The 24,661-nt window shown below is 58.8% G+C and carries 26 protein-coding genes and 1 pseudogene; 10 read left to right on the top strand and 17 right to left on the bottom strand.

What is annotated here, in order from left to right; translation table 11 throughout:
• Positions 1–3: 3 nt before the first annotated feature.
• From ACR0K4_RS20670 to ACR0K4_RS20655, 4 genes are read left to right on the top strand one after another with little or no spacing between them, the layout of a single operon-like run.
• The gene (locus tag ACR0K4_RS20670) at positions 4–585 is read left to right on the top strand and encodes a VOC family protein (RefSeq protein WP_480855562.1); all 582 of its coding nucleotides are present in this window, start codon (positions 4–6) and stop codon (positions 583–585) included.
• A gap of 28 nt (positions 586–613) precedes the next feature.
• Positions 614–2,371, top strand: coding sequence for an FAD-dependent oxidoreductase (locus ACR0K4_RS20665; protein ID WP_480855561.1), 1,758 nt, complete (start codon positions 614–616; stop codon positions 2,369–2,371).
• Between the two features lie 39 nt (positions 2,372–2,410).
• Positions 2,411–3,295: an intradiol ring-cleavage dioxygenase gene (locus ACR0K4_RS20660; protein ID WP_480855560.1), complete on the top strand. Its 885-nt coding sequence runs from the start codon at positions 2,411–2,413 to the stop codon at positions 3,293–3,295.
• Between the two features lies 1 nt (position 3,296).
• Positions 3,297–4,127: a 3-oxoadipate:acetyl-CoA acetyltransferase gene (locus ACR0K4_RS20655; RefSeq protein WP_480855558.1), complete on the top strand. Its 831-nt coding sequence runs from the start codon at positions 3,297–3,299 to the stop codon at positions 4,125–4,127.
• 261 nt (positions 4,128–4,388) lie between these two features.
• Here ACR0K4_RS20655 and ACR0K4_RS20650 read toward each other — a convergent pair whose 3' ends face one another.
• From ACR0K4_RS20650 to ACR0K4_RS20630, 5 genes are read right to left on the bottom strand one after another with little or no spacing between them, the layout of a single operon-like run.
• A complete protein-coding gene (locus tag ACR0K4_RS20650; RefSeq protein WP_480521934.1) occupies positions 4,389–5,366 on the bottom strand; it encodes an HpcH/HpaI aldolase/citrate lyase family protein in 978 nt (325 codons plus the stop codon).
• A gap of 26 nt (positions 5,367–5,392) precedes the next feature.
• Entirely contained in the window at positions 5,393–6,364 is a 972-nt protein-coding gene (locus tag ACR0K4_RS20645) for a 2-hydroxyacid dehydrogenase (RefSeq protein ID WP_480521996.1), read from the bottom strand.
• Positions 6,364–7,254, bottom strand: a complete 891-nt coding sequence (gene sucD / locus ACR0K4_RS20640; protein ID WP_480855557.1) for a succinate--CoA ligase subunit alpha — start codon at positions 7,252–7,254, stop codon at positions 6,364–6,366. Before sucD ends, ACR0K4_RS20645 begins: the two co-directional genes overlap by 1 nt.
• A complete protein-coding gene (locus ACR0K4_RS20635; RefSeq protein WP_480855556.1) occupies positions 7,254–8,450 on the bottom strand; it encodes a malate--CoA ligase subunit beta in 1,197 nt (398 codons plus the stop codon). The genes sucD and ACR0K4_RS20635 overlap by 1 nt, the downstream gene beginning before the upstream one ends.
• A gap of 16 nt (positions 8,451–8,466) precedes the next feature.
• Entirely contained in the window at positions 8,467–9,708 is a 1,242-nt protein-coding gene (locus ACR0K4_RS20630) for a pyridoxal-phosphate-dependent aminotransferase family protein (RefSeq protein ID WP_480855555.1), read from the bottom strand.
• Between the two features lie 214 nt (positions 9,709–9,922).
• Here ACR0K4_RS20630 and ACR0K4_RS20625 point away from each other — a divergent pair, with 214 nt between their 5' ends.
• Positions 9,923–10,552 (top strand): LuxR C-terminal-related transcriptional regulator, encoded by a 630-nt coding sequence (locus tag ACR0K4_RS20625; RefSeq protein WP_480855553.1) that lies wholly within the window; start codon positions 9,923–9,925, stop codon positions 10,550–10,552.
• Here the strand turns inward: ACR0K4_RS20625 and ACR0K4_RS20620 are convergent.
• From ACR0K4_RS20620 to ACR0K4_RS20580, 9 genes and pseudogenes are all read right to left on the bottom strand, one after another.
• Positions 10,525–10,734 (bottom strand): annotated as a pseudogene (locus ACR0K4_RS20620) (hypothetical protein); the annotation flags it as partial. The gene ACR0K4_RS20625 and the pseudogene ACR0K4_RS20620 sit on opposite strands and share 28 nt — an antisense overlap.
• A 37-nt stretch (positions 10,735–10,771) precedes the next feature.
• Entirely contained in the window at positions 10,772–11,788 is a 1,017-nt protein-coding gene (locus ACR0K4_RS20615; RefSeq protein ID WP_480855552.1) for a 5-oxoprolinase subunit C family protein, read from the bottom strand.
• Positions 11,785–12,528 carry a 5-oxoprolinase subunit B family protein gene (locus tag ACR0K4_RS20610; RefSeq protein ID WP_480855551.1) on the bottom strand — a complete coding sequence of 248 codons (744 nt, stop codon included), beginning with the start codon at positions 12,526–12,528 and terminating at the stop codon, positions 11,785–11,787. Before ACR0K4_RS20610 ends, ACR0K4_RS20615 begins: the two co-directional genes overlap by 4 nt.
• A 13-nt stretch (positions 12,529–12,541) precedes the next feature.
• Positions 12,542–13,195 (bottom strand): DUF2848 domain-containing protein, encoded by a 654-nt coding sequence (locus ACR0K4_RS20605; RefSeq protein WP_480855550.1) that lies wholly within the window; start codon positions 13,193–13,195, stop codon positions 12,542–12,544.
• Positions 13,196–13,201: 6 nt separating this feature from the next.
• A complete protein-coding gene (locus ACR0K4_RS20600; protein ID WP_480855549.1) occupies positions 13,202–14,488 on the bottom strand; it encodes a TRAP transporter large permease in 1,287 nt (428 codons plus the stop codon).
• Positions 14,485–15,033, bottom strand: coding sequence for a TRAP transporter small permease subunit (locus ACR0K4_RS20595; RefSeq protein WP_480855547.1), 549 nt, complete (start codon positions 15,031–15,033; stop codon positions 14,485–14,487). The genes ACR0K4_RS20600 and ACR0K4_RS20595 overlap by 4 nt, the downstream gene beginning before the upstream one ends.
• A gap of 116 nt (positions 15,034–15,149) precedes the next feature.
• Positions 15,150–16,184 (bottom strand): TRAP transporter substrate-binding protein, encoded by a 1,035-nt coding sequence (locus ACR0K4_RS20590; protein WP_480855546.1) that lies wholly within the window; start codon positions 16,182–16,184, stop codon positions 15,150–15,152.
• A gap of 31 nt (positions 16,185–16,215) precedes the next feature.
• Positions 16,216–17,031: a putative hydro-lyase gene (locus ACR0K4_RS20585; RefSeq protein ID WP_480855545.1), complete on the bottom strand. Its 816-nt coding sequence runs from the start codon at positions 17,029–17,031 to the stop codon at positions 16,216–16,218.
• A 75-nt stretch (positions 17,032–17,106) separates the two neighbouring features.
• Positions 17,107–18,003: a LysR family transcriptional regulator gene (locus ACR0K4_RS20580; protein ID WP_480855544.1), complete on the bottom strand. Its 897-nt coding sequence runs from the start codon at positions 18,001–18,003 to the stop codon at positions 17,107–17,109.
• 467 nt (positions 18,004–18,470) lie between these two features.
• Here ACR0K4_RS20580 and ACR0K4_RS20575 point away from each other — a divergent pair, with 467 nt between their 5' ends.
• The 5 genes from ACR0K4_RS20575 (at position 18,471) to ACR0K4_RS20555 (ending at position 21,956) form a co-directional block, all read left to right on the top strand.
• Positions 18,471–18,782 carry a hypothetical protein gene (locus ACR0K4_RS20575; protein ID WP_480855543.1) on the top strand — a complete coding sequence of 104 codons (312 nt, stop codon included), beginning with the start codon at positions 18,471–18,473 and terminating at the stop codon, positions 18,780–18,782.
• A gap of 562 nt (positions 18,783–19,344) precedes the next feature.
• The gene (locus tag ACR0K4_RS20570; RefSeq protein WP_480855541.1) at positions 19,345–19,788 is read left to right on the top strand and encodes a thermonuclease family protein; all 444 of its coding nucleotides are present in this window, start codon (positions 19,345–19,347) and stop codon (positions 19,786–19,788) included.
• A 27-nt stretch (positions 19,789–19,815) separates the two neighbouring features.
• Positions 19,816–20,793, top strand: coding sequence for a hypothetical protein (locus tag ACR0K4_RS20565; protein WP_480855540.1), 978 nt, complete (start codon positions 19,816–19,818; stop codon positions 20,791–20,793).
• A 102-nt stretch (positions 20,794–20,895) separates the two neighbouring features.
• Complete coding sequence (locus ACR0K4_RS20560) at positions 20,896–21,366, top strand: hypothetical protein (protein ID WP_480521917.1); 471 nt, start codon at positions 20,896–20,898, stop codon at positions 21,364–21,366.
• 341 nt (positions 21,367–21,707) lie between these two features.
• Complete coding sequence (locus tag ACR0K4_RS20555; protein ID WP_480855539.1) at positions 21,708–21,956, top strand: substrate-binding domain-containing protein; 249 nt, start codon at positions 21,708–21,710, stop codon at positions 21,954–21,956.
• On the opposite strand, the gene ACR0K4_RS20550 is transcribed toward ACR0K4_RS20555, so the two are convergent.
• From ACR0K4_RS20550 to ACR0K4_RS20540, 3 genes are read right to left on the bottom strand one after another with little or no spacing between them, the layout of a single operon-like run.
• Complete coding sequence (locus ACR0K4_RS20550) at positions 21,953–22,852, bottom strand: SMP-30/gluconolactonase/LRE family protein (RefSeq protein WP_480855538.1); 900 nt, start codon at positions 22,850–22,852, stop codon at positions 21,953–21,955. The two genes, ACR0K4_RS20555 and ACR0K4_RS20550, sit on opposite strands and share 4 nt — an antisense overlap.
• A 12-nt stretch (positions 22,853–22,864) precedes the next feature.
• A complete protein-coding gene (locus ACR0K4_RS20545) occupies positions 22,865–23,896 on the bottom strand; it encodes an L-idonate 5-dehydrogenase (RefSeq protein WP_480855536.1) in 1,032 nt (343 codons plus the stop codon).
• A gap of 3 nt (positions 23,897–23,899) precedes the next feature.
• Positions 23,900–24,658, bottom strand: a complete 759-nt coding sequence (locus ACR0K4_RS20540; protein ID WP_480855535.1) for an SDR family oxidoreductase — start codon at positions 24,656–24,658, stop codon at positions 23,900–23,902.
• Between the last annotated feature and the right edge of the window lie 3 nt (positions 24,659–24,661).

The raw sequence follows: 24,661 nt of genomic DNA, 5'->3' as shown, positions 1-24,661 counted from the left end.
TCCATGAAAACACTCGCATTGACGGTCGCGGTCGCAGCACTTGGAACTGGTGCATTTGCTGGCAGTTCCCTGCCGGGAATGACGGGCACAGACCATGTGGGGTTTACAGTCCCGAGCGTTGATGAGGCTGTCACCTTCTTTCAGGACGTGATCGGCTGCAATGTGTTCTACCCGTTGGGGCCGTTCTCGGGCGGTGACAGCACATGGATGGCAGACCATCTGAATGTGGACGCCAAGGCCGAGATCCCGACAATGCGGCTGGTGCGCTGCGGCAATGGCGCCAATTTCGAGATCTTCGAATACACCGCACCCGATCAGGATACGAAACTGCCGCGCAACTCGGATATCGGCGGGCATCACATCGCGTTTTACACCACCGATATGGAAGGTGCCGTCAGCTATTTGCAGGACAAGGGTATTCAGGTCCTCGGCAACCCGACCACCATGACCGACGGCCCAAGCGCCGGTGAAACATGGGTCTATTTCCTCGCCCCCTGGGGCATGCAGTTGGAACTGGTCAGCTACCCGGACGGCAAAGCCTATGAGACCGAATATGACGGGCGCCTCTGGGACCCACGGTCCTGAGAAATTCAAAGAACAAGGGAGAGAGTTTATGGCCACCATCACAACGGATGTCCTGATCATCGGGACCGGACCGGCGGGGTCTGCAACGGCGGCTTTGCTGTCGAGCTATGGCGTCGAAAACATGGTCATCAACCGCTATCGCTGGCTGGCCAATACACCGCGCGCGCATATCACCAATCAACGGACCATGGAGGTGTTGCGCGACCTTGGTCACGAGGTCGAAGCCGAGGCCTATATGCATGCCGCGCATCAGGATTTGATGGGTGAAAACGTGTTCTGCGAAAGCCTCGCCGGTGAGGAAATCGGACGGATGAAAAGCTGGGGCAATCATCCGCTTTCCAAGGCCGAACACCTGCTGTCCAGCCCGACCATGATGAACGATTTGCCTCAGACTTTCATGGAGCCGATCCTGTTCGGCACGGCCTGTCGCCGTGGGACTCAAGCGCGGATGAGCACCGAATACTTGCGACATGAGCAAGACGCAGATGGTGTGACAACGACCTGTTTGGATCGTTTGTCGGGCGAAGAAATCACGATCCGATCGAAATACCTGGTCGGCGCGGACGGGGGTAATTCTCTGGTCGCCGAACATGTCGGTCTGCCGTTCGAAGGTCAGATGGGTGTCGGCGGGTCCATGAATATCCTGTTCCGTGCGGACCTCAGTAAATACGTCGCGCATCGGCCATCGGTCCTTTATTGGGTGATGCAGCCCGGTGCGAATGTGGGTGGCATCGGCATGGGTCTGGTCCGCATGGTCCGCCCGTGGAACGAATGGCTCATCGTTTGGGGCTATGACATCAACCAACCTGCGCCCGAAGTTGACGCGGCCATGGCCACACAGGTTGCGCGCCAGCTTGTTGGCGACCCCGAGCTTGAGATCGAACTGATCAGCGCCAACACCTGGACCGTCAACAATATGTACGCGACCCATATGCAAAAGGATCGCGTGTTCATCATGGGCGACGCCGCGCATCGCCATCCGCCGTCGAACGGGCTGGGGTCAAATACTTCGATACAAGACAGCTTTAACCTCGCCTGGAAACTGGCAGCTGTCCTGAAAGGTCATGCGGGTGAGAGCTTGCTGGACAGCTACAGCGAGGAACGCGCGCCTGTCGCAAAACAGATCGTCACGCGCGCGAACCAGTCGATTGGCGAGTTCGGACCGATCTTTGAATCGCTGGGAATGGCTGAAGGCGTTGACCCGCAGGTCATGCAAAGCAACCTTGAGGCTCGCACAGGCTCAACACCGGAAGCTGCGGCACAAAGACAGGCCATTCGCGAGGCCATTGCCTTCAAGAAATATGAGTTCGATGCGCATGGCGTTGAAATGAACCAACGCTACGACTCCTGCGCGATTGAAACGGACGACCAGCCCAACCCCGGTTTCGATCAGGACGCGGAACTTCATTACCAGCCGACCACGTGGCCGGGTGCTCGAATTCCACATGTCTGGGTTTTCGATCACAATACGGGCAACAAACATTCGACGCTGGACTTGTGCGGTCGCGGAGAATTCACACTGCTTACGGGAATCGGAGGCGAGGCTTGGGTAACCGCAGCCGAGGCTGTGTCTCGGGAACTGGGAATGCCCATTCGCTGTCACGTCATCGGCCCGCGCCAGACCTATGTCGACCACACCGGGGATTGGGCGCGGGCGTCGGAGGTTTCGGATACGGGCTGTTTGTTGGTCCGCCCTGATCAACACGTGGCATGGCGCTCAGCCAATATGGCTGCGGATGCCGAAGCCGAACTGCGACGCGCGCTGACCACAGTACTTTCGCGATGAGCCAATCTGGAGCAAGCTTATACAAGTCAGGAGGCCAAAATGCACTCGCATGAGAAGGGATACTTCACCGAGGAAAACTCTTCCGAGGTCGTCACCGCACGGAACAAAAATGCTGAAAGCGAACGGCTTAAGCAGGTGATGGAGGTCATCACGCGAAAGCTCCATGAAGCTGTGAAGGAAATCGAACCAACGCAGCAGGAATGGTTCGAAGCCATTATGTTTCTGACCAAGGTTGGGCATATGTGCGATGACTGGAGACAGGAATACATTCTTCTGTCCGATGTTCTGGGCGTGTCGATGTTGGTGGATGCGGTGAATTCTCGTCGCCCAACCGGAGCTTCCGAGAACACCGTGCTGGGCCCTTTCCACGTAGGAGGTGCCCCGGAATACGAGATGGGCCACAATATTTGCCTCGACCAAAAGGGTGAGGACATGGTGGTGCGGGGTCGTGTTGCCGATGTGGAAGGCAATCCGTTGGAAGGGGTCAAGATTGATGTCTGGCAAGCCAATGATGACGGGTTTTACGACGTACAGCAGAAAGGCATTCAGCCTGATTTCAACCTGCGCGGCGTCTTCACGACCGGTGCTGATGGAGCCTATTGGTTCCGTGCGGTGCGGCCAAAGAACTATCCGATCCCGGATGATGGGCCGGTGGGCGATCTGTTGAAGCGTCTTGGTCGACACCCGTACAGACCAGCACACTTACACTATATCGTTTCAAAAGACGGCTACGACGACCTGACCACGCATATCTTCGATCCCGATGACCAATATATCAACTCGGATGCGGTATTTGGCGTCAAAGAAAGCCTGATCGCCGAATTCAACCAGGTCGATGATCCGGCGCGATCTGCGGAAGTTGGCTTTGAAGGTCCGTATTGGGATGTCGAATTCGACTTTGTCCTCGCACCGAAAGAGGCCTGAAATGGCCGACCCCTGCATCATTTGCGTTGCAATAACCGGCTCCTTGCCAACAAAGGCCAATAACCCGGCTGTCCCCATAACAGTTGAAGAACAAGTCGAAAGCACACAGGCAGCTTTTGAGGCAGGGGCATCGATTTGCCATGCCCATGTTCGAAATGATGACGAGACACCGTCAAGCGACCCGGAAAAGTTCGCAAGGTTGAAAGAGGGGCTTGAGAAACACTGCCCCGGTATGATCATCCAGTTTTCGACAGGCGGGCGTTCAGGGGCAGGCAAGACGCGCGGAGGCATGTTGCCGCTGCGGCCGGATATGGCCTCTTTATCCGTGGGGTCGAACAACTTTCCGACACGCGTTTATGAAAACCCACCCTATCTGGTCGACTGGCTGGCCGACGAGATGAACAACTACGGCGTCAAGCCAGAGATAGAAGCCTTTGATTTGAGTCACATCCTGAAGGCCGCAGAAATGCATCAGAAAGGGCAAATTAAAGAAACGCCCTATGTCCAATTCGTTATGGGGGTGAAAAACGCGATGCCGGCCGATCGCGAAGTCTTTGACTTTTATGTCAAAACAGTTAACCGGCTGTTCCCGGAGGCACCTTGGTGTGCCGCTGGGATTGGAGCGAACCAAATTGTCCTGAATGATTGGGCAATTTCCTCCGGAGGCCACGCCCGGACAGGTTTGGAGGATAACGTTCGTTTGGACGGTAAAACACTAGCTCCATCAAATGCGGCTCTGGTGAAACGCACTGTAGAAATTTGCACCCAATTTAACCGCCCGGTCGCCACCCCAGCTCAAGCGCGAGAAATACTTGGGTTGGCGCCAATCTAAACTCTGGATCTTGTCAGAAAGACATGGCCGGAGCCGGTTTTCTGCGCTTCGGGAAGAAGTTTCTGCGCTGCCAAAAAAGCTTGTTGGAGAGGGTTTGATTACTGCCTGTTCTTGGCTCAATCGGTCAGATCTTTTCGTCCTGATTTCTCGACAGCTGGCACGTCAAGGGACCGCGCTTTTTGATAGCGCGATCCATAGAAATTGCTGAAACCACTGCGTTTTCAAAGACTGTCTTAGCTCTGTCGCGCAGCATTCGGTCGATCACGCCGCAGCGATCTGACGCGCCTTTTCAACCATCACTTCGGCCTGCCGGATCGAGGCATAATCAATCAGACGCCCATCCAGCGAGACCGCGCCTTTGCCTGCGGTTTCAGCCTCGGCCATCGCAACGAGGATACGCTGCGCCTTGGTGACTTCGGCGTCACTGGGCGACATAACGTCGTTCGCCAGCGCGATTTGACTGGGGTGGATTGCCCATTTGCCCTCGCAACCCAGAACGGCAGCCCGCTTGGCGGCGGCCTTATAGCCCTCGGGGTCCTGGAAATCACCGAACGGGCCGTCAATCGGGCGCAAGCCATTGGCACGCGCGGCGACCACCATACGGGCCAGCGCATAGTGCCACATGTCCCCCCAATGGGTTGCGCGGGCCGCGTCGCCATCGGGGTCGGTCAAAACCGAATAGTCGGGGTTCACACCACCGATGATCGTGGTCCGCGCGCGGGTGGAGGCGGCATAGTCCGCCACGCCGAAATGCAGGCTCTCGTTGCGTTTCGAGGCGGCTGCGATTTCGCTGACATTCTGCATGCCCAGGGCGGTTTCGATGATGTGTTCGAACCCGATGCGTTTCTTGTGGCCCATCGCGTCTTCGATTTGGGTGACCATCATGTCGACGGTATAGACATCCGCAGCGGTGCCGACCTTGGGGATCATGATAAGGTCTAGCCGCTCACCGGCTTGTTCGACCACATCCACCACATCGCGATACATGTAGTGTGTATCCAGTCCGTTGATCCGCACCGACATGGTCTTGGTGCCCCAGTCGATATCGTTTAGGGCCTGAATGATGTTCTTGCGGGCCTGTTCTTTTTCATCCGGAGCGACCGCATCTTCGAGATCAAGGAAGATCACGTCGACATCCGATTTGGCGGCTTTTTCGAACATGCCTGGTTGGCTGCCCGGCACGGCGAGTTCGCTGCGGTTCAGGCGCGCGGGGGCTTGTTCGATGGCATAAAAGCTCATGAGTTTGGTCCTTTGAAGAAGGTGCGTCAAATCACGCGGTCACGGGGTGGGCGGCCTGCGAAAAAGTCGCCCAGATTATCCAGCACGCGAAAGCCCATGGCCTCGCGCGATTCCTTTGTGGCGCTGCCCAGATGCGGCAGCATCACCAGATTGTCGCATTGCAGCAGGTCCGGGTTGATGCGCGGCTCGCCGTCAAACACGTCCAGCGCGGCACCGCCGATCGTGTCAAACATAAGCGACTGCACCAAAGCGCGCTCGTCCACCACCTCACCGCGCGCGGTGTTGATCAGGAAGGCGTCGGGTTTCATCAGGTCCAGCCTGCGCCCATTGATCAGATGCCGGTTCGCGGCCCCGCCGGGGCAATGCAGCGAGACGAAATCGCACTGCGGCAGCAAAGCGTCCACCGTCTCGACCTGCGTGGCGTTGAACTGTTTCAGCACATTGGGCGACACGGCGCTGCGGTTCTGCACGAGGATCTTCATGCCGAATCCGTGATGAGCGCGGCGGGCCATTTCCTGACCGATGCGGCCAAAGCCGATGATGCCCAGCGTCTTGCCGCTGACCTTGGTGCCCACCAGATGGGTCGGACGCCAGCCGGTCCAGCCACCTGCACGCAGCTCGCGTTCCCCTTCGCCCGCGCGACGGGCGGCCATCAGCAACAGCGTCATGGCCAGATCGGCGGTGCATTCGGACAAAACATCCGGCGTATTGGTGACGGTCATGCCCAGATCACGCGCCGCTGGTTCACAGATATGGCTGTAGCCGACACCGTAATTGGCCAGAATTCTGGTCTGCGCGGCGGGTACGTCCAGCGCCTCGGCACTGAGCGTGTCGGTGACGGTGGGCAGAACCGCGTCGTATGTCTTCAACGCGTCGCGGAGTTCAGCCGGAGACAATGGCTTGTCCCCGGTGTTCAGTACAGTGTTATAGTTCTCGGCCAGTTGCGCCTCGACGGCGGCAGGCCAGCGACGGGTGACAAGGACCGAAGGTTTGACCATCACGCAGCCTTTCCCATGACACGGGCGATAGTTTCGCCGATCACTGCAGGGTTTTCGGCCACGGTCACACCCGCTGCCGACAGGATTTCCACCTTCTCGCTGGCGCTTTCACCAAAGGCCGAGATGATCGCACCCGCATGGCCCATGGTCCGGCCCTTGGGCGCGGTCAGACCCGCGACATAGGCCACAACGGGCTTGGTGATGTGGTCACGGATGTATTCGGCTGCCTCGGCTTCCTGAGGGCCGCCGATCTCGCCGATCATGGCGATGACCTCGGTGTCTTCGTCCTGTTCGAACCGCTCAAGGATATCGCGGAAGGACGAACCGTTGATTGGGTCGCCACCGATGCCGACGCTGGTCGATACACCGATACCACGTTCTTTCAGTTGCGCCGCGGCCTCATAGCCCAACGTGCCCGAGCGCCCGATGATGCCCACATTGCCCGGCAGGTAGATATGGCCGGGCATGATCCCCAGCAGCGCCTTGCCGGGGCTGATGGTTCCGGCACAGTTCGGGCCGGTCAGGACCATGCGTTTGTCCTTGGGATAGCGGTACATGTAGCGTTTTACGCGGATCATGTCCTGCGCGGGAATGCCGTCGGTGATGCAGACGCAATAGCGGATGCCCGCGTCTGCGGCCTCCATGATCGAATCCGCTGCAAACGGGGGCGGCACGAAGACAAGGCTGGCGTCGGCGCCGGTGGCCTCGACGGCCTGTTTGACGGTATCGAAAACCGGAACGCCTTCGACGGTTTCGCCGCCTTTGCCGGGGACGACGCCGCCGACGACATTGGTACCGTACTGCACCATGTCCTTGATGTGCAGGCGCGCCATGCGTCCGGTGATGCCCTGAACGATAACGCGGGTGTCGCGGTCCAGAAGAATGCTCATTACACGGCCCTCATCTTGGTGTTTTGGGACAGATCGTTGCGCCATGCGCCGACGGCGCGTTCGGCGGCTTCCATCAGAGTTGTGGCGCGGATGATCGGCAGACCCGATTTGGCCAGAATTTTCTGACCTTCCTCGACATTGGTGCCTGCCAGACGCACGATGACCGGCAGGTCAATCTCCAACTCGCGCAGCGCCTGCACAACGCCCTCGGCCACCCAGTCACAGCGGTTGATCCCTGCAAAAATATTGACCAGCACGGCCTGAACATTGTCATCTGACAGCACCAGACGAAACGCCTTGGCCACCCGCTCGGGCGAGGCCCCGCCGCCGATATCCAGGAAGTTCGCAGGCTCGCCCCCGGCCAGCTTGATCGTGTCCATCGTGGCCATCGCCAGACCGGCCCCGTTCACGATGCAGCCGATATTTCCGTCCAGACCGACATAAGACAGGCCGCGATCTGCCGCGCGGCTTTCGCGCGGGTCTTCCTGGCTCTTGTCGCGCAATTCGGCGATTTGCGGATGGCGGAACAGAGCATTGTCATCAAAGCTCATCTTAGCGTCCAGCGCCAGCACCCGGTCGTCACCAGTGATGACCAGCGGGTTGATCTCGACCATGGTCGCGTCCAACTCGCTGAACGCCGCATAGCAGCCCTGCAGGGTGCGCACCATGTGCTGGATCAGGCGCGGTTCCAACCCAAGATCAAAGGCAATTTCACGGGCCTGGAATTCCTGCAGACCCACCGCTGGTTCAACAATGGATCGCACGATGCTGTCAGGACGCTCGGCCGAGATATCCTCGATCTCCATCCCGCCTTCCGACGAAGCCACGATCATGACCCGCTGGCTGGAGCGGTCCAGCACAAAACCCAGATAGATCTCACGATCAATCGGCACGGCAGCTTCCACATAGACGCGATAGATGCCCTTGCCCTCAGGCCCGGTCTGATGCGTCACCAGTTTGCGCCCGAACATCTCGTCGCAGGCCGCGCTGATCTCGCTTTCCGAATGGCACAGTTTCACGCCACCAGCCTTGCCGCGACCACCTGCGTGGACCTGCGCCTTCACAATCCATTTGTCGCCACCCATTTCCCGGGCGCGATAGGCTGCCTGTTCGGGGCTGTACGCCAAAGCACCTGCGGGCACTTCGACCCCGAACTTCGACAGAAGCTCTTTGGCCTGATATTCATGGATATCCATCTGCATTCCCTCCCGTTTATGCAGCGATAGATGTGCCGTAGCGGCTTTCCAGCAGCGCTTCGATGGCTTCAAAATCGACCGAGCCGCCCATCTCATGGATCGCCTCGGCGAACAGCCGGACGATGCGGCTGATCGACTGGTGGTTCAACTGGTTCAGAATGCCGATGCGGACCTGAACCGGCGCGCTGAGCGTCGGCCAGATGCCAAAGCCTCGGGCGCGGCAGTTCTGCACCAACTCCATCTCGCGGCCTGCCAGTTCTGCGGGCAGGTTCAGCACCACAAGGCTGGGCATGTCCGAGGTGACCTCGCAGCCCATGGCGGTGACGGCATCGCGCAGAACAGCCTCGTGCGTGCGGTAGGAATGCGCGCGCTTGGCCAACCCTTCCTGCAGGGTCAGGCGCAGCGATTCATGGAAAGCGGCGACGGCATATCCCGAATGGGTGCGGTGATAGGTGCCTTTTTCCACGTCCTGGCCGTCAACGACACCCCAGTGGCGAGCCTCGAAGATCGGGTTGTGGACATAGGTATAGGCGCCCGAGGTTTTCAGCGCGTCGATGTAAGCGTCGGTGAAGCTGACCGGGGCGTAGGTCAGCGGCAGGCAGCACAGGCCTTTCTGCGGGCACGAGGCCCAACCGGCGACACCCGGATAGTCTTCAATGCGGAAGTCCGCGACACCCAGCGACGACACAGCGTCGATCAGACCCATCGCTCCGTGGCGTTCGCAAGCATCCGAAAAACCCTGAATATCGTTCACCCGGCCCGAACCGGTTTCCCAATGCGCCATGAAGGCCCATTTGGGTTTGTGCCGCGCCAAAACCTCATCAACCATCTCACCAGTAACCGGCTGGCCATGAGGGACTTCGATCACGGTCACGCTGGCGGCTTGTGGGTCCAGTGGGTTGGCAGCATGCTCTTCTGGCGTTGCCGCCTTGATCCGCAACGTCAGTGCGTCGATGCCCGAGAAGGTGCCGTTGGTGAAGGCCACAACCTTGTCACCGGGCATGACGGCCGAGAACATGGTGTCCAGCCCGCTCCATCCCGTTCCGGCCACGGCAAAGGTATAGGTGTTGTCCGTGCCCCAGACCTGCCGCAGCATATGCTTGCATTCGATCATGCCGCGCAGAACATCGCCATGCATGTGGTCGGCGACACCGGCGCTGGCGAAGGCTTTCAACACGCGGGCGTCGGTGTTGCCCGGCCCCGGGCCAGCTGCCAGCGTCTCGGGGATGTCGAGCGTGGGGTAGATCTGAAACGTCATGTGTTCCTCCTGTGAGTCGGGGATGTCCAATCCCGTCGATCGCGTTGACGTGAGGAAAACCGAAACTTGCGTCCGGGCGCAACGTAACTTACTACAGCTTTGGCATATCTAGTTTGGCGGGTGAGTTCCTACCAGAATGGGTAAAAATATGAAAGTATACCAACAAAGAACCCGCCCGAACGGGTAGGTTTGAGCAAAATCAGACAGGAAAACAATGTCCGACATATCTCAGCGCCCTATCGATGTCATGCTGGCCAACAACAACCCGCTGGTGCTGTCTGCCATGTCCGAGATTTTCGAACGCGACCCGCGATTCTCTTTGGTGGCGACATCGTCTACTGCCGAGGGGTTTTTGGGCACGGTCATGCGGGTGCCGGTTCAGGTCGGAATTGTATCATGGGAATTGCCCGCCTTGGGCGCAGCCAAATTGATCGAGGTCTTGCGAGAACAGGCCAACGCACCACGCTTTGTGGTCTATGGGGATGAGGCCGGAGATGTTCCGCGACAAGCCATGCAGGCTGGGGCGGCAGGGTTCGCGCCACGCTCGGGCGAGGTCGAAGGCTTGCTGGAAACCTGTGTGGAGGTCGCGAAAGGCAAAATGGTCTTCCCTTTCATCGACGTGCGCAAAATGCAGCAGAATCCGCTGCAAACTCTGTCGCGCAAAGAGCTTGCAATCCTCGAGTCGCTCGCCACGGGCATGTCGAACCTGGAATTGTCGAAAGAGTTAAATATCTCGACCAACACGGTGAAGTTCCATCTTTCGAACATCTACGAAAAGCTATCAGTCAGAAACCGCGCGCAGGCGATTGCATTCTTTTACGCGTCCAAGGCCGAGAACGGATAGGTTTGAGGACCTAAGGAGGCCATGGCGGGCCTTCTCAGCCGCTCCGACATCAGGGAAGGTTGCCACTGCAGGCTCAAGAGCGTTAATCCTCTGTCTTGGTTACCTGTAAAAACACCGCAGGCGACGTTGGTCGGGGTCACAACGTCAAGCAAGGCAAATTCGTCGCACATGTGCCACTTTGCAAAACTCTCACCCTATCGACTGTTAGTGCCATGAAGTTCAGTCATCCAAGTCATGACCCGCAGTCACGCCGCTGATGAGCTGGTAGGACAGTAAATCGGCGACCATGGCAGGATCGCGGACCAGTGATGTCAGCTGTGTCCGCAGGGCTTCTTCAGCCGTCCTGGCGCGCCGTTGGATAGCGACGGCCTGTTCCAGCGACACGAAGGAGAACCGAAGGCATTCGCCCGGGCGTGCCTGTGCCACGCGCGGCAGGTCGGCGGGAAGGACCGATCCGATCCGAGGATACCCGCCTGTCGTCTGACACTCGCTGAGAAGCACAAACGGCGTGCCATCGCCGGTGATCTGTATGTCGCCGGGCACGATCACCTCGGACAGAACACTCAGGCCAGCCTCGCTTTGGAAACCCGCACTATCCGGGATCAGGCGCACGCCCATCCGGTTGCCGCGCGCATCGCGTTGAAAGCGTGTCTCGGCAAAACGGGCCAGCGCGTCAGAGGGAAATAGCTCTGTTTGAAGGCTGGCGACAATCCGGATGGACCCGCCGCCAAACCGGTCTTCAATGGGCAGTTTCAGACCGGTCTCTGTTTTCTTGTCCATACCGACCGCAAGGCAAGCGCCCGCTTCCACATGACCCCCGAGGCCGCCTGCAAGATGGGCACTGCATGAACCTAACTGCCGAAGCCCCGAAATTCCCCCGCCTAGATGCAAATACCCGTATGTCCCGGTTTGCGCCGAAGCGATCTGCAACCGTGCACCCTTGGGCAACAGATGACTTGCATTCCAGGCGATGCGCGCGCCTTCTATATTAGCCGCCATCGGGGCGCCGGTCAGCGCAATGCGCACGTCGTCGCTTGCCTCGAACTCTCCCCCCATTCCGACCATTTCCAGTGCGGCTTGATCCGGCGTCTGCCCAAGCAGAGCGGCGCCTTCCGCCAAGGCCAACCGGTCCGCAGCACCGCCACGCGACAAACCAAAGGCCAGATAACCGGGTCTGCCAAGATCCTGCACAGTCGCACCGGGGCCGATACGGTGGACGGTCAGGGCGCGCGTCATCGGATGACCTCGTAGACTGCGCCACCATTCTCGTCGTGTCTCAAGGCCTCCAAAGTCTCTGGACTCGTCGGTTCAAACAGAACTTCGTCTCCGGGTCGAAACAGAAATGGTTCATCGGCGTCCGGTCGAAACAGGCGCAACGCGGTTTGGCCGATATGACGCCACCCGGTGGGGGTCGCCACCGGAAACAAGACCAGTTGGCGGATTGCCACGCACAGCCCCCCGGCGGGCACTTGCGCCGTCAATTCGGTTTGTCGTGGGATGTTCCATTCGGGGGCCAATTCACCCAAATACGGCATACCCGGAGCAAACCCGATGGTCTGCGCCCGGACGCGGGTTGTTGAAATGGACGCAATCGCCTCTGCCTCGCTGAGGCCTGCCGCTTGGGCGGCTTCAGCCAGTTGTGGCGCCAGATCGCCGCCATAAGCCGTCGGCACGCGCCACAACCTACGCCCCGTTGGGAGCGCCGCAGCATACCAGTCTTGTTCGGCCAGCAACCTGTCCAACGCCGCGCGCATCGCGCTGTGATCGCATTCCAGCGGGTCGAACCTGAGATAGGCGGACACCAGCGAGGTCGAGCTTTCTTCGACGCCCGACCAACCGGCCTTTTCGATGGCAAACCGAAACGCAAGCGCTGCCCGGTTGGCCGGTTCGCTTAAACTGTCGGCAAAGCTGACGACGAACCCGTCATACCCCGCAGTCCGAATCCGGGGCCACTTCGAAGACACATCTCCGGGCATTCCATTCACATCCTCAGGCGATGACGGGAAGGGATCGGACGCGGTACTCGAACTCCAGCGCGCGCGCCCTGACCGGGTCGGTAAGGCTCATGCGATAGGAGGTGGCGGGGCGTACCCCACCGATCGCCCCGAGTGTGCCGCAAAACATCGCCTGACCGTCGGACAGCCCGGCCCCCTCCATCAGATCCTGCAAGGGTCGGATCGCGGCCAGTGGACCATGCTGATACAGCACCCATTTACCACCTTCCTCGACCTCGCATTGAAGGATCAACTGGTCGAGATGGGGTTCCACTTCGTCGTACCGCCACAGGTCCCGGCAGACCGGTTTTGCACAGGCTTGTTTGGAGGCTGCGACAGATACGGCCTCAAGTTCTCGGTCCGTGTGATCCGAGCCTAGCCCCAGATAAAGCGTACCGTCCTGCCGGATGAGCAACGGCTCGACCTCTCCCGACGTGGCCGTTCCCAGAACGTCGATGTATGGCGATTGGGTCAGCAACGCAGTCGAAACCCGATAGAACAGCGGTACCTGACTGGGCGGGGCAACACCGATGGCCGCCAGTTCATCAATGTGATGCTGAACCGCAGCAACGTCCCGCCCGGTCCAACCGGCAACAATCAGGTGATCGATCTGGCCCGCGATCGCCGTCTTACCTACGAAAAACTGCATGATGTCTCACCCACCCAGAACTGACGGAAGATAAAGTGCGATGCCAGGAAAGGCGATCAACAGACCCGCCATAATCAGCATCGCGACCACATAGGGGATGCTGCCCAGCATCACCTCGCTCATTTTGCCCGACTTGCGCGCACCCTGAACGACATAGAGGTTGAGGCCCACAGGCGGCGTGATCAGGGCCATTTCAATCAGGACGATCATCAGTATGCCAAACCAGATCGGATCATAGCCCTGCGCCACCACCAGCGGCACGATGATGGGGATAGTGACCACCATCAGCGACAATGTCTCGATAAAGAACCCCAGCACGATATAGATCAGCACTACGACAAGGATCGTGCCCATAGGCGACAGACCCAGACCGCCCAGGAAGGCTTCCAACTCACGCCCCAATCCTGCGGAGGCCAGTGTGAAGTTCAGGAAAGAGGCCGCGATCACGACCAGCATGATCATCGAGGTGATCTTGACCGTACCCAAAATACTCTCGGTGAACATTTTCAGACTGATCCCGCCGAAAAACCCCGCAATCACCACCGCCCCGGCGACGCCGACAGCAGCGGCTTCGGTCGGGGTGGCCCAGCCCTTGTAGATCGTTCCGATGATGATCGTGAACAGCAGGACGATGGGGATCAACTGCAGCAGCGCGCGTAGCATTTCGGCAAAGGGAAACACGCGCCGGGTGCCGCCCAAGCCCGGGCGGATCATGCAAATCAGCATTGTGATGGCCATAAAGCCCAAAGCCAGTGCCAGGCCGGGCACCAGCCCCGCCAGAAACAGGCGCGGAATAGAGGTCTGGGTCAGAAAACCATAGACGATCAAATTGATCGAAGGCGGGATCATGATGCCCAATGTGCCACCTGCCGCGATGGCGCCCGAGAACAGCTTGGGATCATAGCCCAGCTTCTCGGCCTGCGGCATTGCGACCGTCGCGACCGTGGCGGCAGTGGCCACCGAAGACCCCGATGTGGCCGAAAACATCGTGGCCGTGGCGACATTGGCATGGACCAGACCACCCGGCAGCCAACTGACCCACCGATCGAGCGCGGCATAGGTCCGCATGGCAATGCCGGAACGCACGAGAATTTCGCCCAGAAGGACAAAGAAAGGAATGGCAATCAGGGTTGCGTTATTCGATGTCGACCAGACCTGATTTCCCAATCCCCGGATCAACGGAAACGGGCTGAAAAAGGCATCGACGCCGAAACCAAGCAGGAACAGCACGATGCCGACCGGAATAGACAGCGACAACAGCCCCAGAAGCCCGATCGAGATATAGGTGATCACTTCACGGCCTCCTCTTCACCGAAGCAGCCGATTGCGGCCTCGGACTGCTCAAAGCGGCCTTTCGCGACCATGATCAAAGCGGCTAACAAAGTCAGCCACGACATGATCGCGAACCAGACCCAACCGGCAAACCAAGGGGCCTGCACCAAGGCCAGCGGTGTTTCCAGCGGCGTGTTTGCCCGCGAGGAATTCGCCAGTGAGCGGGCAAGAACCGGCCAGCATTTGACAGCGATCAGAGTGACCGTTCCCGCCATAACGGTCATCGCAAAAAGGTCGAACAGGGCCCGGGTTCGCGGCCCGGTGCGAGCGCGCAGAAAATCGATCCGCACATGCCCCAGCTCCAAAAGCGTGAATGCCATGCCCCACGAAGTGGCGATGGCCATGACATAGCCGGATATCTCATCTGTTCCGCCCAAAGAGGATCCGATCTGACGCAGCACGATATCCATCAAAACGACACACGCACATCCCAGCAGAACGATCCCTGTCAGAATGGCAACCCACCTGTTCACGCGACGCAGATTATCAAGAACCGTATGCTCCATGCGGGGCCTCTGACCTGTCTGTTGGCTCACAAATAACGGGCTGGATCATCGATGCTCAGATCCAGACGTTGAAAACCCAAAGGCTGGATGGGCGCATGCGCACCCACCCAATACACTTAGTTCGTGATGGTCACACCAACGGTGGAACCGACACTGGCGTTCCAGCGATCTGCCCAGTCGCCACCCGCGCGTTCAGCCCAGTCAGGCAACACCTCGCCCACCAGCACGTCACGCGCCTTGGAGAAATCTGCATCTGAGACCTCAACGAGCGTCATGCCGCGCGCCTCGCCCGCAGGGCAATCGCCATTGCCGGTGAGACATGCGATATCGTTCACCAACGCGTCCTGCGCACTGGCCCATGCCGGGTCTTCGAATTCAGCCGCGACCTGTTCGGTGATCAACGCCTGCGTGTCGGCATCAAGGCTGTTCCATTTGTCCAGGTTCATGGCGGTCACAACACTGTCCCAACCACCAAGAGGGATCGGCATCAGGTGGGTGGACACTTCCCACCAGCCTGCGGAATAGCCGGAGCCCGCACCAGTCACCGCGCAATCCACAACACCTTTCTGCAACGCACCGGGCACTTCGGAGAAGCTGACATTCACACCTTCGGCGCCCAAGGCTTCAAGGAACTTGGCCGTCATTCGCCCCGAGGCACGCACCTTGAGGCCTTGCAGATCATCCAACCCCGAGACCTCGGCATTGCAGAAGACCACCTGCGGCGGATAGGGCGCGATGGCCAGAACATGGCTGTTGAAGCGATCCTGATAGATGTCCGCCACCATCGGGCGGGCGGCATCGACCATGGCGCGTGCATCGTCAGCGTTCAGGGCAAGAAGCGGCACGTCCAGCCCCTCAAGCTCTGGCGCGTCGGCCACGGCATAGTCTGCCACGGTCATCGCCACGTCATAGACACCATCACCCAGCAGGCGGAATACATCGCCCACCCCAAGGTTCATCTGGTTATGCGTGGTCAGGTTGACGGTAATGTCACCGCCTGAAGCCGCCGGCAGCGTCTCGCTCCAGAACGGCGCCTCATATTCCTTGTGCAACGGCAGGCCGGACCAGCTGCCGACCACCGAAAGGTCTTCGGCCAGTGCCGGCGCGGCCAGCGCTGTGGTGACGGCAAGGAATGCTGAAATTCGTTTCATCTGGGTCTCCTTGTTGAACATTTTGGTTGTGTCAGTCGAAAGTCAGAACCGGGTTTTCCGCGTCCTCGGCTACATCCGAGATCAGCATGTGCCCGGGTTTGTGCGTGATACAAAGCGGCAGGCGCGCCGCTTCGATCGCGACCTGCGGGGTCACGCCGCAGGCCCAGAACACCGGGATCTGGCCGGGTGCGACCGGGGCCGGGTCACCCCATTCGGGTCTTGAGACGTCTTCGATGCCGATCCCGGCCGGATCGCCCCAATGGATCGGGGCTCCATGGGCCAGCGGGAAGCGTCGGGAAATCCTGATGATCTCATCGATCCGGTCTTCCGGAATTGCCCGCATCGACACCACCATCTTGCCGGAAAACGGCCCTGCGGGCACTGTATCGATATCGGACCGAAACATGGGCACAGTGGTGTTGTTTGCGATATGCCAGACCGAAATCCCGGCCCGTATCAACGCATGTTCGAAGGTGAAGGAACAGCCAAGCGCAAAGGCCACAAGATCGTCGCGCCATATGTCACGGATATCATGGGCCGAGTTTGCCAGCTTGCCATCGCAATAGATATTGTAGGCCGGAACATCCGTGCGGATGTCGATATCCCGGCCCATCGTGAACATCATCGGGTTACCTGTATCGGACACTCCGGTCAAAGGACATGGTTTGGGATTGCGCTGACAATAACGCATGAAATCCAGCGCATAGGCTTCGGGCATGATGGCGAGGTTCGCTTGCAGATAGCCTTGCCCAAGCCCGGCAGTATGCGCGCGGTAATCCCCGGCTCGTATCGCCGTGCGTTGATCGATCAGCGGGCGCGATTTGAGCAATTCGTAAGACCCGGTCACAGGTACCTCCTGAGTTGCCCGGAGCGTCACAATTTCGAATTATAAAATCAAATTGATATTTTTTGTCACATGCGATCAATAAATTTTATCGCCGTGGTATCTGTTCGCCACCTCCAGCGCCATCTTCGCTGCGGTTTCTATCATGTGGCTTTTGGGCTCTCCCAGATACGAGGCGGTAAACTGTAATGGCGAGGGCACCCATCCCGGGTCGAATTCGACAATCCGTCCAGCTGCAACATGTTCCGCCCCCAGCGCGCGCGGCAAGACGGCGACGCCCAGATCGGCCTCAACGAGGCGGAAACAGGCTGATAACGAAGTGGATGGGAACAGCGAGACATCCGGCCCGACGCGGCCAAACAGCATTTCTTTCAACTCGCGATAGGGTCGGGTGTTGCGGGCATAGGTCAAAACCGGCCGGTTCAGATCGTTCACGTCCGGCAGGTCGCCACGCGATGCAGAGGCATACCAGGCCAGATCAAACCCTGGCAGTTCGATATTGTTGACCTTGTGTTCGGAAATCGGCCCCAAAAGGATCGCAAGATCAATGTCCCGGCTCAAAAGACCTTCGCGCAGATGCGCCGAGATATCGACGTTGAACTCAATCTCAAGCCGGGGGTAACAACTGTGCAACCGTGACACGAGATCCGGCAGCCAACATTGGGCAATGGTCTCGGAAACGCCAAGCCGCAATCGCCCCTCGACACCGGCAGGATCGATCACGTCGCGTTCGACAAGTTCGGTCAGGTGTTCAAACTTCTCGGCATGCACCAACAAAAGCTCACCGCGCTTGGTCAAACGCATACCACCCGCTTCGCGCTCGAACAGGTGGCACCCCAGCGAGTCTTCCAGATTCTTGATCCTGGTAGTGGCCGCAGGTTGAGTGATGTTGAGCGCCGCCGCCGCCTTTCGAACGCCGCCGTGCCTGACGACGGTCAGAAACGTTTTCAACTGCTCTAGGTTGATCCTGGTCATTGCTGACTTGCTGCTCGATTATCCCGCCTTGGAAGGCACAACACGGTTTTCTTCGTGAAAATAACCGGACCTATCACCGGCAAATCAGTAATTCCTGTTTTGACCCGGCGTGGCAAGATTTAAGTCAGATAACAAACCAAACTTAACCCCCGAGCTTCCTGCGAAATTCGTCCGAGGGTCAGGTTGTGCGTGGTTTTGGCAGGTTAAACATCTTGGGCGATCTTGTCGGAAACAGTCAGACTGCCCGGCAATTTTTTGAGTTGAGGATCATTTGCGCCACTTAGAAACTCGCAAGTCTCACCACCGCTCAAACGAAAGTCTCGCAGTCCAGCTTTGACCAAGTGAGACTTTAGATGAAACGATTGGGGTGACGCGACACGATGACATTGTCCGCCTTGCCAAACGCGGAGCATCGACCGAGTTCCAGCCTCAGGGGGCCGTTGCAACGAAAGAGCAGCTTGCAGAACATGTCCATTGGCGGCGCTATTCGGGTTGCCTTGCGACGTATGCCGGGGTCGGAGATTGAAGCGACGATCTCGGGTATTCCGTCTGCCACCAGCGAAGGAGCGTTGGATGCCAGAACGGGTCTTCCGTCGCTGCGCGAACTGGCCGGGGCGACGGACTATATCATGGTTGCAGATATTCCGGACGACCAAAGTGCAAAGATGACCAAATTGGGCGCGTCGGGTACTGGTTTGGTTTTCGCCGAGGAAGCAGGGGCAATTTCAGTGTTGGCGGAAATTCTGTTCTGGATCACCAAAAGGCTGAATTATCTCTGATTTTATCGATCTAGGAGCTACATTCCTGCAGAGGAAGAAATTGGCCTGCCCGTGCAGCAGATAGATGCCACGATAGAGCCGGTCGTAAACGTCCTAACTCGAACGCCCTGTGACCCAACCCCTGGTCACAAAAACAAGTTCAATTTCAAGCCGCACTGCGGTCCTTCGAGGCATGTCGGCAAATCTCAAGTCATGGAGAAATTCTTAGTGAGTGGGACGTGCCCGGATCAGACTTCCGCCGGCGCTGACGACCATAAAACAACTCATAAACAAGCACTTTTACGCGCGCTGTGCAAAAATTGTCTGCGAACTGGTGTTGAGATTGTTCTTGTTCAATAAATCGTTTGGTTTCAAAGCCGAACACCGCAGATGACCCGCCAAATTAAGCCGTCAGAGCGACTGACCCCAAGAAACAATATTCAGGATAGCCCTGAACAACGCCTCGTTTTTGACGGCTATTTTCTGCCGAACAACCCGCTTAAACAGAACTTCATTGCTTCGACTCGGCCGAGAAGTGCATAATCGGACATTATTTTGATCCATACTGTGGACGGGCCAGAACATGAGCCGCGAGCCATTTCAGTTTGAAGATTTCCCCGTTTCTTTCGCCGAGGCGTCGAAGGCGAACTATTTTCGATGTGTGTGTGAACATGTCGTGGATGGAGACACGATTGATGTCGTCGTTGATTTGGGTTTTCTCACCTACAGCTATGTTCCAATTCGCCTCAAAGGCGTAGATACGCCGGAATTGCGGGGCACCAGTGGAGCCACCCATGAACGGGCTGTAGCAGCTTTCGCGCTGACGCGTGATCGGGCATTGGGGCGTAGAATCCTTTTGCGGACAAGCAAGGGGGCGCGATCGTTCGACCGCTTTGTCGGCACTGTGCTTGTTCCATCCGAGCCCGGTGCAGACCCCGTCAAAGGCGTCGAAACCGTTTCCGGTACTGCTTGGACATCGCTTACTACGCTTCTGATCGAAAGCGGATTGGGGGACGCAATCAATTAACCAACTCAGCCATGACAGGAGGACATAATGGCCGACACGACGTGGCATGACACCCAAGCGCTTAACGGTATCGGCCCTGTAATGGCCGAAGAACTCGCTGGCGTTGGCATTCACCACACGGAGCAGCTCTTGGGCCATCCCGATATCGTCCTTGCGCAAAGCCTGGCCGATCTGAGCGGGCTCACGATCGAAAACCTGATGGCAGAATTCATCCCGCAAGCGCGGCTTTTGCGGTTGGACGGGTTGAGCATTGCACAAGCGCTGGAACTTGCCGAACGGGGACACGATTATGGCACACTGATGCTGTCAGACAGCGAAGACCTCATGTCCACGCTTGACGGAGCAGGGCATCCGATTGTGTTGCAAGACTTGCTGCAAGCTCAACTGGGTGCAGCGCAGCGCTATCAGAAAGGCACAATTCTGGTGCGTGTTGTTGACCCGGACTTACTTCCCGTCGCCGATGCCGAGGTTTTCGTCATCGACCCGCCCGCGAGCGGTACAGCAGTCGCCTGGACCTATCATACCAATGAACACGGCTATGCCCTGATTGAAATGGTCGCGGCTGGACAAAGCGCGATCCTCGCTTTTGCCGATGATCGTGCCGCCTACCTGCCGATGGCGCTGACGGCGCAAGCACGGTCATTGATGCTGGTACTCGACCGCGATGCACCGGATGGTATCACGCATGATGAGGCGATCGACGGCCCCGTCGCGATGGCTGTACCCGCCAGCCGCCCGCACGTCGATCTTGCTGATCTGGCCGATGGCACGCTGTTGGAATTTTCGGGGATCCACGACAGCGACGGCGTTCTTACGGTATTCTTGCGGAAACGGTTCAAACTTACGTGGCGGATCGAAATCACCACGGTGTCGCAAGACGACCTGCCCGACGAAACCAACCCCGGCGCACTTCTGCTCTGGTCAGGCGGCGCGCTTGTCGACACCGGCCTTACCAGCCTTGAAGCTCGCGTTACCCTGATGCAGGGCGAGCCCCTGCAAATCTGATCCTGGAGACCCGCCATGCCCCCGCCACCTCCCCCAAACAACTCATCAGTCACGGTCTACCAGTGGACCTTTGGACCACTTGGACCGCCCTGTGGCGCATGTATGCAATTAGGGTCAGTGCCATCGCTCGTGCGTCGCTCCAGCCCGCATGCCTTCTGCGTATGTCTGGGTGACATTCCGACACCTTGGCCCTGTACATTTCAGGGTCGTTCGAACGTCGAATCCGAGACCGAAACATTCGAAGTCCCGGGACCCGTCATACCTGCCGGAGGCAGCCGGAAATGGACAACCTCAGCCTCAGCGACAGGCAGTGTCTCAGTCACCGGCGAGGGCAACGGAACCGCGGCGACCGTGTCAGGTAGCACGACGGCAGGAGAATCGACAGAATGGAACCTCAGCAATCCAAATGATGATATGGCAATTCAGTTGTTCGAGCTCTGGAACAACATCAACGAAAGCTGGGTCGATACAGTGGAATGCAGCGTCTTGGGTCTGTCCGTGACCCATAACATTCCACGTAGCGAAGCGCGTCAGGAATTTGCCGGTTTTATCTCACGTCCCTTCGTGCCTTGACGCAGGAGCAATGGATCCGAACCGCTCAAAGCTGTTCCAAAAGGCGGATCGGCCCCACAACCGACCTCTGAGCCAGAGCAGTATTTGGGCAGTTGGCTCACCTTTGTGCCATTGAGGACGACAATCGTCGGCTTTCGGGACAATGCTTTGACCCTGCGGGTGCCCTTTATGCCATCGATCGTCGGCGCCGCTGAAGCAAATGCCCCGTACTCCGATATTGGCCGGATGCGTGCCGCGATGAAGCGACGGGCATACCTCATGGTTTTGTTCGGAAGTCCCCGTGTTACCATCCGAAATCGAATTGAAGAGCCAAACCCATAGAGCACGTCATTGACAGCTGTTTGCCAATTCTCAAGCTTGGGGCTTTTGAACTTGCTATTCTGGTCCAGTCTCGGATTCCCGAGGATGTGGCCGTTGCCGGGTTCAACGGAACCTCGCGGGATCACGCGGTCAGGACAAGCCTGACCACGCAGGATGTGGATCGACGTGAAATCGGACGCTGTGCCGTGAAGCTGATTGTGGATCGGGAGGCGCTGCAAAACCCTGTTGGTCTGGTGCCCGACAAGCTGGTCGTGGGAACGACCACTTAAGGCATTTGCACGCCGGACCTGTTCAGGGTGATGGCATAAAGGCTGGTCGAGGCGGTGATGAACATCTGATGCTTGGCGCGGCCTCCGAAACAGATGTTGGACACGGTTTCAGGGATCAGAATCTTGCCCAGCAACCTGCCGTCGGGCGAGATACAATGCACCCCGTCACCAGCCGAACTCCAGACGTTTCCGTCTGAATCCAATCGGAACCCATCTGCCGCGCCAGCGTCCACAGTGAAGAAATGTGCCCCGTTCGTGGGCGCGCCGTCCGACATATCATAGCGCCGGATACAGCGCTGCGCGTCGGCATCGAACATCTTGCCGGTGTCGGCCACGTATAGCGTGTCTTCGTTCGGGCCGAAGGCCAGACCGTTCGGGCAGTCCATATCGGTGACCATGGCTGCGATCTCACGCGTAGCCGGATCGACGCGGTAGACATTGCAGGGCAATTCCTGCTCGGACGCAAACCCCTCGTAGTTGGTCATGATCCCGTAATGCGGATCGCTGAACCAGATCGAGCCGTCCGAGTGGACGACAACATCGTTGGGTGAGTTCAGCCTTTTCCCCTCAAAACTGTCGGCGATCACCGTGACCGAGCCGTCAAGCTCGGTCCGTGTTACCCGCCGTGTGCCGTGTTCGCAGGATACCAACCGGCCTTGCCCGTCGCGGGTATGCCCATTGGCATAGTTTGACGGCTGCCGATAGGTGGTGATGCCACTGCCCGGTGTCCAGCGCAGGATGCGATTGTTCGGAATGTCCGAGAACAGCAAACAGCCCGCATCGCCGAACCAGACCGGCCCCTCGACCCAGTCAAACCCGGTGGCAAGCTGTTTGACCGGCGCGTTGCCCAGAACATAGGTCTCAAATACCGGGTCGTGGGCTTCAAAAAAGGACATTACTCGGGTTTCCTATCCAAATGTGATTTGCGCTTTCATAGCCTGCGTCCGATCCCCCGCCAGGTCAAAACCTGCCTGTGCCTGATCGAGAGGGACCGTGTGCGAAATCAGTGGTTTCACATCCAGGCTGCCGTTTTGCATCAGGGCAATGGCGGTGGCAAATTCCTCGTGAAAGCGGAACGACCCGCGCAGGTCCAGTTCCTTGGCGGTCAGCATCTGCATCGGGATTGTCATGTCTCCGCCCAGTCCCAGTTGCAGAACGATCCCGCGCGGCCGCAGCGCCGCGATGCCAGCGGCCAGCGCCTGCGGGCTGCCCGAACATTCATAGAGAATGTCGAACGTGCCTTTGCCCGCCTGATAAGCGTTCAGCGCGTCGGTATCCCGGGTCACGTTGATCACGCGGTCCGCGCCCACCCGGGAGGCAAAGCCAAGCGCGTTGTCCTCAAGATCGGTCACGACAATCTCGGTCGCCCCTGCCGCCCGCGCGGCCAGCACCGCCAGAGTGCCGATGGGGCCGCTGCCGGTGATCAGGACCCGCTTGCCGAGGATTTCGCCCGCGCGCCGGGTGCCGTGCAGCACGACCGACAATGGCTCGGCCATTGCGGCCTCGCCCGCGGTCAAGCCTGTTGCGCGCACGCATTGGCTGGCATCGGCCACCAGAACCTCGCGAAAGGCACCCTGAATATGCGGGAAGGGCATGGCCGAACCATAGAAGCGCATGTTTTCGCAATGGTTGCGCAGGCCTTCGGCGCAATATTGGCACGCACCACATGGGCGGGACGGGGACACCGCCACCAGATCGCCCACAGCCAGCCCGTCAACACCGTCGCCGAGGGCGTCAATATGGCCTGACACCTCATGGCCCAGGATCATGGGCTCGCGCAGGCGCACCGTGCCAAAGCCACCATGGTTATAGTAATGAAGATCCGACCCGCAGATGCCGCCAGCGGCCATCTTCACGCGGACCTGACCGGGTCCGGGCTCTGGCACTTCGCGGGTTTCGATGCGCAGTTCGCGGGGGGCGTGAATGACAATCGCTCGCATGGCTTACAGGCTCGCCGTGATGCCGCCGTCCACGAACAGCGTATGCCCGTTGACAAAGCTGGATGCCGGAGAGGACAGGAACACGCAAGCGCCCACCAGTTCCTCGACCTTGCCCCAGCGGCCTGCCGGGGTGCGTTTTTCCAGCCAGGCCGAAAACTCGGGGTCATTGACCAGCGCTTCGTTCAGTGGCGTGTCGAAATAGCCCGGCGCGATGGCGTTGCATTGAAGCCCGTGCTTGGCCCAGTCGGTGGCCATGCCCTTGGTCAGATTGCCCACCGCGCCTTTGGTCGCGGTGTAAGGCGCGATGCCGGGGCGGGCCAGCGCGGTCTGCACGCTGGCGATGTTGATGATCTTGCCCGCGCCGCGCCCGATCATATGCCGCGCACAGGCCTGCCCTACGTTGAACACCGTCGTGATATTGGTTTCCAGCAGCTTGCCGAACATCTCGGCCGGGTAGTTTTCCAGCTCAGTCCGGAACTGCATCCCGGCATTGTTGACCAGAATGTCGATCTGGCCCGAGGCTTCGTACCCGTCCACCGCAGCCATAACCGCAGCATGATCGGTGGCGTCGAAGGGCAGCGCCGTGACGCTGTGGCCTTCGCCGGACAGCTTGGCCACGGCGGCATCCAGTTTGGTCGTGTCGCGGCCATTGAGAACAACTGAGGCTCCGGCCTCGGCCAATCCCCGCGCCAGCGCAAATCCGATCCCTTGCGAGGATCCGGTGACAAGGGCAGTTTTTCCGGTCAGGTCAAATAAGGTCATGGC

The sequence above is a fragment of the Ruegeria sp. K11 genome (assembly GCF_056531905.1).
This window is presented reverse-complemented; position numbering and strand designations above follow the sequence as displayed.

Bases quoted from the DNA above. Each gene is read 5' to 3' on its own strand.
- ACR0K4_RS20550 (WP_480855538.1), bottom strand. From the start codon at position 22,852: ATGTCCTTTTTTGAAGCCCACGACCCGGTATTTGAGACCTATGTTCTG.
- ACR0K4_RS20565 (WP_480855540.1), top strand. From the start codon at position 19,816: ATGGCCGACACGACGTGGCATGACACCCAAGCGCTTAACGGTATCGGC.
- ACR0K4_RS20645 (WP_480521996.1), bottom strand. From the start codon at position 6,364: ATGGTCAAACCTTCGGTCCTTGTCACCCGTCGCTGGCCTGCCGCCGTC.
- ACR0K4_RS20570 (WP_480855541.1), top strand. From the start codon at position 19,345: ATGAGCCGCGAGCCATTTCAGTTTGAAGATTTCCCCGTTTCTTTCGCC.
- ACR0K4_RS20615 (WP_480855552.1), bottom strand. From the start codon at position 11,788: ATGACGCGCGCCCTGACCGTCCACCGTATCGGCCCCGGTGCGACTGTG.
- sucD (WP_480855557.1), bottom strand. From the start codon at position 7,254: ATGAGCATTCTTCTGGACCGCGACACCCGCGTTATCGTTCAGGGCATC.
- ACR0K4_RS20605 (WP_480855550.1), bottom strand. From the start codon at position 13,195: ATGCAGTTTTTCGTAGGTAAGACGGCGATCGCGGGCCAGATCGATCAC.
- ACR0K4_RS20650 (WP_480521934.1), bottom strand. From the start codon at position 5,366: ATGAGCTTTTATGCCATCGAACAAGCCCCCGCGCGCCTGAACCGCAGC.
- ACR0K4_RS20665 (WP_480855561.1), top strand. From the start codon at position 614: ATGGCCACCATCACAACGGATGTCCTGATCATCGGGACCGGACCGGCG.
- ACR0K4_RS20590 (WP_480855546.1), bottom strand. From the start codon at position 16,184: ATGAAACGAATTTCAGCATTCCTTGCCGTCACCACAGCGCTGGCCGCG.
- ACR0K4_RS20540 (WP_480855535.1), bottom strand. From the start codon at position 24,658: ATGACCTTATTTGACCTGACCGGAAAAACTGCCCTTGTCACCGGATCC.
- ACR0K4_RS20545 (WP_480855536.1), bottom strand. From the start codon at position 23,896: ATGCGAGCGATTGTCATTCACGCCCCCCGCGAACTGCGCATCGAAACC.
- ACR0K4_RS20660 (WP_480855560.1), top strand. From the start codon at position 2,411: ATGCACTCGCATGAGAAGGGATACTTCACCGAGGAAAACTCTTCCGAG.
- ACR0K4_RS20575 (WP_480855543.1), top strand. From the start codon at position 18,471: ATGTCCATTGGCGGCGCTATTCGGGTTGCCTTGCGACGTATGCCGGGG.
- ACR0K4_RS20655 (WP_480855558.1), top strand. From the start codon at position 3,297: ATGGCCGACCCCTGCATCATTTGCGTTGCAATAACCGGCTCCTTGCCA.
- ACR0K4_RS20635 (WP_480855556.1), bottom strand. From the start codon at position 8,450: ATGGATATCCATGAATATCAGGCCAAAGAGCTTCTGTCGAAGTTCGGG.
- ACR0K4_RS20580 (WP_480855544.1), bottom strand. From the start codon at position 18,003: ATGACCAGGATCAACCTAGAGCAGTTGAAAACGTTTCTGACCGTCGTC.
- ACR0K4_RS20625 (WP_480855553.1), top strand. From the start codon at position 9,923: ATGTCCGACATATCTCAGCGCCCTATCGATGTCATGCTGGCCAACAAC.
- ACR0K4_RS20630 (WP_480855555.1), bottom strand. From the start codon at position 9,708: ATGACGTTTCAGATCTACCCCACGCTCGACATCCCCGAGACGCTGGCA.
- ACR0K4_RS20595 (WP_480855547.1), bottom strand. From the start codon at position 15,033: ATGGAGCATACGGTTCTTGATAATCTGCGTCGCGTGAACAGGTGGGTT.
- ACR0K4_RS20610 (WP_480855551.1), bottom strand. From the start codon at position 12,528: ATGCCCGGAGATGTGTCTTCGAAGTGGCCCCGGATTCGGACTGCGGGG.
- ACR0K4_RS20560 (WP_480521917.1), top strand. From the start codon at position 20,896: ATGCAATTAGGGTCAGTGCCATCGCTCGTGCGTCGCTCCAGCCCGCAT.
- ACR0K4_RS20670 (WP_480855562.1), top strand. From the start codon at position 4: ATGAAAACACTCGCATTGACGGTCGCGGTCGCAGCACTTGGAACTGGT.